General features: G+C 33.1%; 1 protein-coding gene. It reads right to left on the reverse strand.

The genetic code is table 11. The features are described from left to right. Positions 1–321: 321 nt before the first annotated feature. Entirely contained in the window at positions 322–486 is a 165-nt protein-coding gene (locus EDI28_RS28185) for a 4Fe-4S binding protein (RefSeq protein ID WP_500048354.1), read from the reverse strand. Positions 487–494 lie beyond the last annotated feature (8 nt).

The following is a 494-nucleotide window of genomic DNA, read 5'->3' on the forward strand; positions in this document are numbered from 1 at the left end:
CATTTTAAAATTATAACAAAAAGCGTAGGTCGTTAGAAGAAGTTCTAAGATGCAAATGCATATAGTATACCATTTATTGACTTTATTTCCYCTATGSGGGAGAAAGAAAATTAAAGACCCCGCATATATTGGAAAAACWACAATTATTGTTAACCAAGGAAAAKMATTCGTGGTAAAGACAAGATACACCAGGTCCAAAGAACGCGTACTCAAAAAAAATATATAAATAAAAAATTTTTAACTTTTTTGAGTACGAGTACTTGTCAATAAAAAAAATAAAATGTATTCCAAATTTATTCAAATGAGGTTTTCGGTAACGTATCAATAAGCTAGACCCATRCTKCGAGTTGTTTCATGCCATAAATAAACTCGAACGCTCAAAAAATCCGTTGGACAGGCGGATTCACATCTCTTACAACCAACACAGTCCTCGGTTCTTGGAGCAGAAGCTATTTGCTTAGCTTTACATCCATCCCAAGGTATCATTTCTAATA

The sequence above is a fragment of the Photobacterium chitinilyticum genome, from assembly GCF_004104355.1.
GTDB lineage: Bacteria > Pseudomonadota > Gammaproteobacteria > Enterobacterales > Vibrionaceae > Photobacterium > Photobacterium chitinilyticum.